Source organism: Spirosoma sp. 48-14, assembly GCF_001898575.1.
Lineage (GTDB): Bacteria > Bacteroidota > Bacteroidia > Cytophagales > Spirosomataceae > Spirosoma.
Genome location: NZ_MKUD01000031.1, coordinates 82,893 through 92,369 on the forward strand (window position 1 = coordinate 82,893; position 9,477 = coordinate 92,369).

Genomic DNA, 9,477 nt, shown 5'->3' on the forward strand with positions numbered 1-9,477 from the left:
AAAACCTAAAAAGTAACAAACCGGCATAATATGGACTTTACACCCTACTTAGGACTCGCCCGTACGGCTTCGGCCTGTACGGGAATCGTACCGGAGAGCATTGTCAATGACGTGCAAAATACGACGCTCATCTACCTGGACGATGTCAAGGAATTACCCATTGGCCGGGTTCCGGGCGGCAATAGCTGGGCTGTTCGCAGCAATACACGGCTACTGACCAGCAATGCGCTCAATGCCGATCTGAAAGCCTTCCTGCTCGATTCGTTTCGGGCAAGGCCTGTCTACAGTGGTCAGTTCGGAAAACCCGAATGGACGCTGTTTGTAGCCCCTGCATCGCAAACCATAACGTTTCCGTTCCATATGCGCTATCAGCAAGGCGGCAAACTGCTGATTCGCTCGATCGGGCTGATGGTTTCCGAAAATCTGACCAATCAGGTAATCGGACTCTATGCCGAAGGTAGTAACGTCGCCCTTAAGACGCTAAACATTCCGGCCCTTACCGCTAAATCATCGCAGCAATTCAGCGTAGGTCAGCCGTGGGAAATCCCCATGGACGGGCTTCGTTACGAACTGCGCACGACGCTACCCGATGGCGTCAAAGTAGCCAACAACAACCGGGCCTGTGGCGGCTGTGGCGGCATGGGGGCGCTGATCGGTATGATTCAGAACTGTTGCGATGGCAAAGCTGGCGGCTACGTGATGACGCTGGGCGGCCAGTGCGATGCCGACCCGCTCCTTTTGCAACTGATGGAAAACGATCAGACACGGCTGGTTATCGCCAACATGCTGGCGTATAAGGCTGGTTACTTTCTGTGTGTAGCGCAACCCTCGGCTGCCATCGAACGCAGTACAGTGTTGGCTGAAACGGATCTAAAAGCCGATGCGGTCGCGTGTGATCAGCAGTACCTGAACCGGCTGAACTGGCTCAAAATCCAGATTCCAAAGCTCAAACTCAATATTGACAATACGTGCTTTCAGGGCGTTCAGCCGTACGGCTGGAGCCGCTCAGGAGCGTTCCGATAATCAGCCAACGACTGGCTGTGTTTTTCACGTTTAACTGTTTTTTATCATGAGTCTTGACATTTCGCAGCGGTTTGCCCGGTTATCGACTACCCGTCAAACCATTACGTCCGGTTCGGCAACGACCCTGACTAACGCCAAAGGCCCGATTCTGGTCCTGGTCAATCCAGCCTCATTATTGTCGGCCCATGCCATCACCTTCCCGTCGGCTCCCTTCGATGGTCAGCGGGTGCGGCTCATCTTTGGCGGCACGATCACGGCCGGTAACGTCGTGGTTACTTCCTGTACGGTTGTTGCCAATGCGGGTCAGTCAGTTTTAGAGCCAGCGGCACCGGGTTCCAAGTCGGCTGGTACGACACTGGAATACGTGTACGTTGCCTCACTCACCAAGTGGTATCGGTTGGTGTAAGATGAGCACGTCAGAGTATCAACAGCGGATTGCGGCCATGCGTCAGGAGTTGGAGGCTCAGGCTCCCAACATCGCCCTGCGTATGGCCCAAACCGCGCTGACGCTGCAAAAGCGGGACATCATTCAGGACGGCATCAGTGTCGACGGTTCGTTTGCGGAGTATTCGGATAAACCCGTTTACAAATCCAGCTTCAAGAAAAAGGCATTAAACAGTGCAGGTTCTGCCTATGCGTCATCGGGCGGCAAAGGGACATGGGGTGAGTTTCGGGCGGCTCAGGGGCGAAAGTCGGATCACGTCAACCTGTTTTATACGGGTGAAATGCTGGGTTCGCTACGCATCATCTCGCAAACGCAAAATGGTTATCGCTATTCAGTGCTGACGGGCTCAGATAATGCTGACGCCATAGCCAAAATACTGGCAAACCTGTCTCGCTACGGCAACTTCCTCCTTATCCCCGCCGACCGCCAAAAGGTACTGGCCAGTGATGCCGAAATCGAAGTCCGTACCATTATTCGAAAATACTTATGATTAATCAACTCATTGCGCGCTATCTGGCTGATGCCCTGGAGCCCCTGAATGGCCCGGTGATTTCGCGTCTGGCGGGTCTGGTGAAAACGCTCGAAACCGATGTGTTTACGTCAGGCAAAATCAGCCGGTTTCCGATTCCACTGGAAGCCTCACCAGCTAGTTGTAGTCTGTCAGGCCGAGCCTTTCCGGATCTGGTGCCCGATCAGGCTGAACGCCTGATTATCTATTTCGAGGAAATAGGATCACCAACGAGCAATCAGAGCAAGTGGACATCGCGTTTGCGGCTGATTGGCTGGGGGAATCAGGAACTGTTTCAGGACGTATCGGCGGAGAAGGCAACGGCCGTGCTGATTGCCCGGATTGAGCGGCTATTCCGAAAAATCGTCGTTGATTCGGATTCGCCTGTTCAAAGCCTACGGTGTGAGGTGACGGGCTCACCTTCATCGGATACGAATCTGTTTAGCCGCTACACCTATTCGCAAACCAGTTCGCAGTACCTGTTTCCGCCGTATTTCGCCTTTGGATTGGATTTAGTCTTAACCTTTACCCTGCATGATGACTGCAATTTTGAACTTACTGGCCTGCCTGTTGCTGGCTGTTAGTGCTGGTTTAGCGGCCACAACGTACGTGAATACCCTCACCCAGCCGGGAATGATTCTGGCGTTTTGGGCAAAGTGGCTGTACTCGCTTCAGACCTACTTTATCACGCACGGCAAATCATGGACGGAACGCGATGATCATTTGCTATTTCAGACTGGGCGCTACAAGGTGAGTGAGTATCTGCTCAAGCCTATTCTTAGCTGCGTATTCTGCGTGGGTGGTCAGATGGGTTTCTGGTTATCGCTGTACTATAAATTGCAGTACGATACGAATTTTAGTATTATTCTTTGCGCGCTCACGGCCGTTCTGTCTGTCTGGTTTGGGGGCGCGTTTCAATCCATTCAACAGAAATACTTTCCCCTATGAGTGAAATAAACCATGATCTGCTGCCCGTTCGGCTGTCGCCTACGCAAAAGAAGTTTGAAGCCGGTGGCCATACCTACTACGTCGAACACGAAGCCCGGCTATCGGTCGCGCGTGACAGGTGGCTCGAAAAGTTCAATCTGTACGGACTACTGGGTCGCGATGCCGCAACGGTACTGCGTGAGATTCGCAGCGCCTACGACTCGCTCAACAGTGGTCGGGTAGTCGATGCCGGGGTGACGCTGAACAACATCCTGCTTGGGCTGGGTGATCTGAACGCAAAAGCGGCTCCGCTGTACTACATCTGTACGCTGTTTATCAACCGGCAGGATGAAGACCGGAAAGCCTACGACCTGGAATTTGCCCGTCAGAAAATCGAGGACTGGCAGGGTATCGAGCGTGATTTTTTTTTGAGCTTGGCACTAAGTTACCTAACAATTACCGGGCAGCAATTAAACACGCTCATGGAAACCTTTTCGACGGTGAGTCTACCGGAACTGACTTTAAAAACACCCCCGTCCGACAGTTAATCGTCGACAAGGATGCCCACTGGTCAAACCTGCTGCTGACATTGGCAGAAGGCAGACCCGAAGGCGTTTCGGCACTCGACCGCATGGAGACGATCGAGTTTTATCATTTCTACAAAAACTGGAAAGTTCGTCAGCAGGCCATCGCTGATGCCTATAACAAAGCCTAGCCATGCAGGATATCGACGTAAGGTATAATCTTGACCTGGACGAGTTCTTTAAAAAGATGGACCTCGTCTCGAATCGTCTGGGAACAGTCGAAGATTCGCTGACGGGCTTAAAAAGCACGAATCCGTTTGTGGCCGCTAATCAGTCGGCTCAACAGCTCAATACGACCCTATCGACCCAGGGTCAAATCTATCAGAAGATTCAGGCGACCGCCGAAGCTTTTCGACAGGAACAGACCCGGCTCAAGCAGATTTATGCGGAGCTTAAATCCAAACAGGCTGAATTCATTGCCGCTGGTCGGTACCAGGAGCTAACCGCCCAATTGGATTTAGTTAAAGGCCGACTGGCTGAGCTCAAGAAAGGCTTTCCCGAAATTACCGATGAAGTTGAGAAGCTGGGTAAGGCCGGTAAAAGCGGTTCGGGGGGAGGCATAAAAGGCCTTGTCTCGGAACTGACAACGGCCATATCGATTTCGTTCGGTGTCGCTGAAGGCATGAAGCTGATGGTAACCGAATCGGCTAAGTTCGGCAAGGGCTTATCGCAACTCTCAGCCCTGACGGGGGTGACGGGTAAGGATTTACAGTTCCTAGCCGATGCGGCTGTCGATCTGGAAACCAAAACCGGTATTGCGGCCTCAGATATTGTTGAAGGCTTCAAACTGGTGGGAGGCATCAAGCCCGAACTGCTCGAATCAAAAGAAGCCCTGGCCAGTGTAACCGAGGAGGTTGTTGCCCTGGCGCAGGCATCAGGCGAAAGTTTGCAGGATAGCGCCACGGCCGCCGTGGGTGCGCTGAATCAATTTGGCGAAGGAGCTGATCAGGCGGGACGGTTTGTCAATGTGCTGGCCGCTGGTGCGAAAGTAGGGGCCTCCGAAGTTCGGGATACATCCGAAGCGCTGAAAGCATCGGGTACCGCCATGAAAGCGGCTGGTCTGTCGTTTGAGGAAGGCAATGCGCTCATTCAGTCGCTGGCCGGGGTGATGATTAAGGGATCAGAAGCCGGTACCGCACTCCGTAACGTGATTCTCAAACTCGAAACCGATGCCGATAAGAACCTGCGTCCGAGTATTGTTGGTCTGGACAAAGCGCTGGAGAACGCTGCGGCCAAATATGATACGACAACCGAACTAACTAAAGTATTCGGGCAGGAAAACATCGTTGCGGCCCGTCGGATCCTGGATACGCGGGGCGAAATCCAGAAACTGACCAAGGATTTGACGGGCACCGATACGGCTTATGAACAGCAACGCATCAACCTGGACAATCTGTCGACCGACTTGGATAAACTCGGAACCTCATTCAAAGGGTTCTTTCGGGAACTGGGTGATTCGCAGGGCGGCTTTTTACGGTTCGCGATTCAATCGTTTACTAGTTTCTTAACGCAACTTTCATCCAAAACAGGCGAATACAGGGCATTCCTGCGTGGCTTTGTGACCAACTTTACGGGCAACGTCGGCATGGGCATTGAAAACGGGATTGCTGAATACCAGCGTCAACAGCAGGCCAATGCCGCAGCTGCCAGTGCGCGTGCTCAGAATGATGAAGTTCGGAAAGTAGCCAATCAGACGGTGAACTCCTCGATTACCAGCCGAACCAATGCGCTGGTCGGTTCGGGTATCAAAAAGGATGATGCCGCCGTACAGGCCGCTCAGGAAGCGCTATCGACGGCGCAGGACAAACTGATTCAGGTCCGTAAGCAGTACAACGAAACAGCTTCCCAGCTTAGAACCGCCAATACCGAACAGCGAAAGCAACTCATTCAGGACGGTAAACTCGATGCCCTGGCTATCAAACAGGCTCGGGAAAATGTTGCCGTGGCCACGTCGGCTCTGAATCGGGCGAAAAAGGATCAGGCAGGCCGGGCCGCTGCGCTTAGAAGTGCGCTGAATGAACCGCTGACAGCGGATCAGAAAAAAGCCGGTAAGGATGCCCAGAAAGCCGCCGAAGATAATTACAAACTCCTGCTGTCGGCTCAGGACGAATACGTCAAGGAGTATCAGAAACTTGAAGAGCAGTTCGGTAAGGATAAACTTGAATCACTCAAAAAAGACCAGAATGCGTATATCCTTGAACAGGCTAGGCTTGACAAAGAAGAATTAGACGCAAGAGAAGCCTACTTTTTACGTAAACTACAATTAGCGGCAGCGAAGACCACCGCTATTAATAAACTGACAGGTGTAAGAGAGCCGGTTGCCAATACAGCCGTACAGTTACCGGCCGATGTAAAAGCACAGTTTGATGCCCGTCGAAAAGAAATCGATGCGGAGGCCGATCGACAAATTCGCATCAACAAGATTCGTCAGCAGGCCGAACTTATTGGTCTTGAAAAGCAGACGAACGAAACCGAACTAAAGCTGTTTGATGCCTACTGGGAAGAGCGGCTACTTAAAGAGGGCAAGAATTCACAGTTGTTACTGGCTCTGATCAAAAAGCGTGACTCGGATCGAAACGCACTGGTTCAGGATCAACTTATTCGTGATCAGAAAGCGCAGGAGCAAATCAGCCTGTCGAATATTCAGCTTCGGGTAAAGGGTAAAGATCAGACGGGTGCGCAGTTTAACCGACAGAATCAGCTTGACGAGATTGCTACGCAAACGGTGTCTGCTGAAAATCAGATTTACGGACTCACTCAGCAGAACGACCCCAAAAACACGCCCGAAATCAAGCGACTGGAAGCGTTTGTAAAAGCCCTCAAGGATAAGCGTAAGGAGATTGAATTACTTGGTCCGGTGAACCGGGACATCTGGGATTTGCTGGGCGTTTCGAAGTCATTCAAGGATGAAGCCGAGCGTCAGGCGTTTACCCAGGCCACAGAGCTAATTAAAAATGCTTTTCAGGAAACTACACAGGTAGCTATTCAGGCCAGCGAGGAACGCATTGCAGCCCTTGATCAGCAGATTCAGGCCAAAGAAGAGCAAATTCGAATTGAAGAGGAGCGCGATAAGGAAGGATATGCAAACAATAAGGCTTTGCGTGAGGCAGAGTTAGCTGACTTGAAGCGTCAGAAAGCCGAGGAGGAGGCAACAAAACGAAAAGCGTTGGCTGTTCAGCAAACACTGGATCTAGCGTCTGTTGTGTCAAACAATGCGGTAACCGTATCGAATTTAATATCGGCATCGGCTAAAGCGTTCGATAAGGCTATTTCGTCCACATTCAACCCCATTCTCGGTGTAGTATTGGCCATTGGTGCTATTGCGACCATTTTCGCTACTGTTGCTGCGGTAACGGCTAAAGCTAAATCAATTACCAAGCTTCGTAAAGGGGGGCGTCTGAATGGCCCGTCGCATGAACACGGTGGAATTCGCGGAACGGGAGCATTCTCCGATATTGAGATTGAAGGCGGAGAGCATGTGACAAATGCTGAATCGTCGGATCGATTCGACAAAACGCTTGAAGCGCTCAATCTGAATGATCCGCGCAGAGCATTTCTGGCCCTTTTGAAAGAGGGGGGTATTGGGTTGCCTTCGGCTATCATTCAGCATATGACTCAGCCGGGTTTTAGTCATCAAAGTCCAATTGACTTTTCGACCATGGAACGGCATTTGTCTGATATGAATGACCGACTATCGACCATTGAGCGGCACACTAAGCCTAGAAAACAGCAAACCGCATTAGGCAATAACCGAATTCTGGAAACGGATGGTACTAAGGAGACGATTCGGACCATAAAGTGATTGCTCTTACGGTATTACCATTTTTGATAGTACTCTACGATTGATATTATTATTTTGCATCATGAAGCTATACGTCGAACTCCTACTGCCAGCCACTAACCCCGATTTGCCCCACAGTCGGCAGGTAAGTGCGGGTACGGACTGGAAATTTTCGACTCAGCTTCAGGATAACGAGCTCTTCTACCGAACCAAGTTGCAGGGTGGATTAACCTTATCAGGTGACGACTTCGCCTGGTTACTACTCCAACGCGATCAGTTCCCCTGCTGCGTCGAGGTGTCGGTCAACGTGTATTCATCCGCCTGCGATTCATCTGATCTGGATCCGTTCTGGCCAGGGTACTTTAAACTAGACAGTGTTCGCTGGAACTTTACCGACTGTACGGCTGAAATTCGAGAAATCTCCCCGCGCGATGGATACGATGCTTTGTTTCGGGCGTGGGAAAAGCCCATCAACTTACTGGAAGAAGATCCGCAGCGGGTGCCCTTTGTGGCGCTGTACGTCGATTTTCTGGTGACCTCGATTAATAATGATGGCGATGTAATCAGCACAGTTCCCGATGGTAATGCGCCGGGTACGGGCTACAACAACTGGGAGCATGTCTATGAGCGGGGCATTCGGCTGAATTACGCGATTGACTACTTGCTCAGTAAATCCATCGAAAATACGAAGGCCGCATTTATTCCCGGCTTTACCTCCTCGTTTTACTTTGCCCTGATCAATCCGGTAACGGGGCGAAAGAACCTGGACAAACTGCTCCTGCACGGATCGGATGCCAAGCGGCCAGCCTCTACGCAACCTGCGGTCAAGATGGTGACCACGCTGAAAGAAATGCTGTACGAACTGCGCGCGCTGCATAATGTGTACTTTATGCTGGACAACGAGACGGGGCATCTGCGCATCGAACACTACAGCTGGTTTGCTACCCAGAGCTACGCGGCAACCAAAAAGGTTTCGCTGAATCTACTACGGTTTCCGGATTCGCTGGCCAAGGCCAATAACGAAAGTGTCGATCTGGAAAAGCTCTATGGCGTCGAAGAGCTGGTCATATCCAATAACTCGCCAGCAGCCTTTGCGGAATACAAAAAAGCCTCGGTTCGCTATGATGATGGATGCGTGGTTCGAAACGACAAAGGCGAAGTGCAAACCAACACGATGACCGCGCAGAAAATCTGGACAGCGCTCTATTGGGGGTATCGAAGTCCCGAATCCGTACCCGACGACAGTATTTTCCTCTGTGACATCGTGCCAGCCGGAACGTACGATAATTACCAGAGTCCGTACGCACAAATGGCCATTGCCAGTAGTAACGCGGAGTATCCAGGCTACACGTCCGTACTGACAACCATCGGTCCCAACGGCTACCAGTCGGCGGCATTACTATTCATTGATTACCATCGATACGGTCGATCGTTCACGGCTGGCATGGTCAACCAGGTCAAACAGGATGACGGTAGTTATTCGGGCGGACTTCGCATGGCCATGCTATCAACGACACCAACCCGTAAACAAGAAGGGATTGTTATTCCGATCTGCTGTTCGGATTTGCCGATCAATCTGGACGGCTACATCAAATCGAATCGGTTCACGTCGGCCAAACTCGATAAGGGCGTGTTCGATCCGGCCGCCGAAACGATCACAATGGACATCGTAGCCGGTTCGCGCTGTCAGCAGGTCATTACCAGCCCAGCCGATCCGGGTCAGGACTGCCCACCCAAAGGAACGGTACTGTCGGGCCGAAACGAACAAACCTACTGCGATCAAAATCAGGAGATCGTTCGAACGTACGTCGACATCATTTCCTACGCCGATGGTAACTGCGGAACCTATGAAATTCCTGGACCTACGATTTCAACCGGAGCCTGTTAACTCTTACTCTCATGCCAGCGCTGACAACCTTTGATGTTACGTTTGATTTCACCTTTGCCGGCATCACTTCGCCGGTCGATTCATTTCCTGCTGTTGGGGGCGATGGCTCGGGCGGAGTAATGGGCGTATTCCTTCCGTTCTCGGAAGATCCGGGCAACATGGCGACCTGCTTTCAGCCATCAGGTCAGGCATGGGATGCCATCGAAGGCGTACCAATGAGCCTACCCGGTTACCTGTTACCGTTTATTGTGGCGGTACCACTGCCTGACGACGTCGAAGCATCAGCCTATTGTACGGAAAGTCCCAAGATCGTCGATGCGG

Annotated in this window: 10 protein-coding genes; all 10 read left to right on the forward strand. The window is 51.7% G+C overall.

What is annotated here, in order from left to right; genetic code table 11:
- Positions 1-30: 30 nt before the first annotated feature.
- On the forward strand, positions 31-1,023 hold the full coding sequence (locus BGO59_RS17610; RefSeq protein WP_293685129.1) for a hypothetical protein: 993 nt from the start codon (positions 31-33) through the stop codon (positions 1,021-1,023).
- Between the two features lie 46 nt (positions 1,024-1,069).
- Positions 1,070-1,429, forward strand: coding sequence for a hypothetical protein (locus BGO59_RS17615; RefSeq protein ID WP_293685131.1), 360 nt, complete (start codon positions 1,070-1,072; stop codon positions 1,427-1,429).
- 1 nt (position 1,430) lies between these two features.
- Entirely contained in the window at positions 1,431-1,958 is a 528-nt protein-coding gene (locus tag BGO59_RS17620; protein WP_293685133.1) for a hypothetical protein, read from the forward strand.
- Positions 1,955-2,560 (forward strand): hypothetical protein, encoded by a 606-nt coding sequence (locus BGO59_RS17625; protein ID WP_293685135.1) that lies wholly within the window; start codon positions 1,955-1,957, stop codon positions 2,558-2,560. The genes BGO59_RS17620 and BGO59_RS17625 overlap by 4 nt, the downstream gene beginning before the upstream one ends.
- Positions 2,511-2,924 (forward strand): hypothetical protein, encoded by a 414-nt coding sequence (locus BGO59_RS17630; RefSeq protein ID WP_293685137.1) that lies wholly within the window; start codon positions 2,511-2,513, stop codon positions 2,922-2,924. Before BGO59_RS17625 ends, BGO59_RS17630 begins: the two co-directional genes overlap by 50 nt.
- Positions 2,921-3,451, forward strand: coding sequence for a hypothetical protein (locus BGO59_RS17635; RefSeq protein ID WP_293685139.1), 531 nt, complete (start codon positions 2,921-2,923; stop codon positions 3,449-3,451). The genes BGO59_RS17630 and BGO59_RS17635 overlap by 4 nt, the downstream gene beginning before the upstream one ends.
- Positions 3,452-3,492: 41 nt before the next feature.
- On the forward strand, positions 3,493-3,618 hold the full coding sequence (locus BGO59_RS17640; protein WP_293685141.1) for a hypothetical protein: 126 nt from the start codon (positions 3,493-3,495) through the stop codon (positions 3,616-3,618).
- 2 nt (positions 3,619-3,620) lie between these two features.
- Positions 3,621-7,289 (forward strand): phage tail tape measure protein, encoded by a 3,669-nt coding sequence (locus BGO59_RS17645; RefSeq protein ID WP_293685143.1) that lies wholly within the window; start codon positions 3,621-3,623, stop codon positions 7,287-7,289.
- 61 nt (positions 7,290-7,350) lie between these two features.
- Positions 7,351-9,156 carry a hypothetical protein gene (locus BGO59_RS17650; protein ID WP_293685144.1) on the forward strand — a complete coding sequence of 602 codons (1,806 nt, stop codon included), beginning with the start codon at positions 7,351-7,353 and terminating at the stop codon, positions 9,154-9,156.
- A gap of 11 nt (positions 9,157-9,167) precedes the next feature.
- A partial coding sequence (locus tag BGO59_RS17655; RefSeq protein WP_293685146.1) for a hypothetical protein occupies positions 9,168-9,477 on the forward strand: 310 nt, incomplete at its 3' end.

Coding starts and splice junctions, on each gene's coding strand:
- BGO59_RS17610 (WP_293685129.1), top strand. CDS start 31: ATGGACTTTACACCCTACTTAGGACTCGCCCGTACGGCTTCGGCCTGT.
- BGO59_RS17615 (WP_293685131.1), top strand. CDS start 1,070: ATGAGTCTTGACATTTCGCAGCGGTTTGCCCGGTTATCGACTACCCGT.
- BGO59_RS17620 (WP_293685133.1), top strand. CDS start 1,431: ATGAGCACGTCAGAGTATCAACAGCGGATTGCGGCCATGCGTCAGGAG.
- BGO59_RS17625 (WP_293685135.1), top strand. CDS start 1,955: ATGATTAATCAACTCATTGCGCGCTATCTGGCTGATGCCCTGGAGCCC.
- BGO59_RS17630 (WP_293685137.1), top strand. CDS start 2,511: ATGATGACTGCAATTTTGAACTTACTGGCCTGCCTGTTGCTGGCTGTT.
- BGO59_RS17635 (WP_293685139.1), top strand. CDS start 2,921: ATGAGTGAAATAAACCATGATCTGCTGCCCGTTCGGCTGTCGCCTACG.
- BGO59_RS17645 (WP_293685143.1), top strand. CDS start 3,621: ATGCAGGATATCGACGTAAGGTATAATCTTGACCTGGACGAGTTCTTT.
- BGO59_RS17650 (WP_293685144.1), top strand. CDS start 7,351: ATGAAGCTATACGTCGAACTCCTACTGCCAGCCACTAACCCCGATTTG.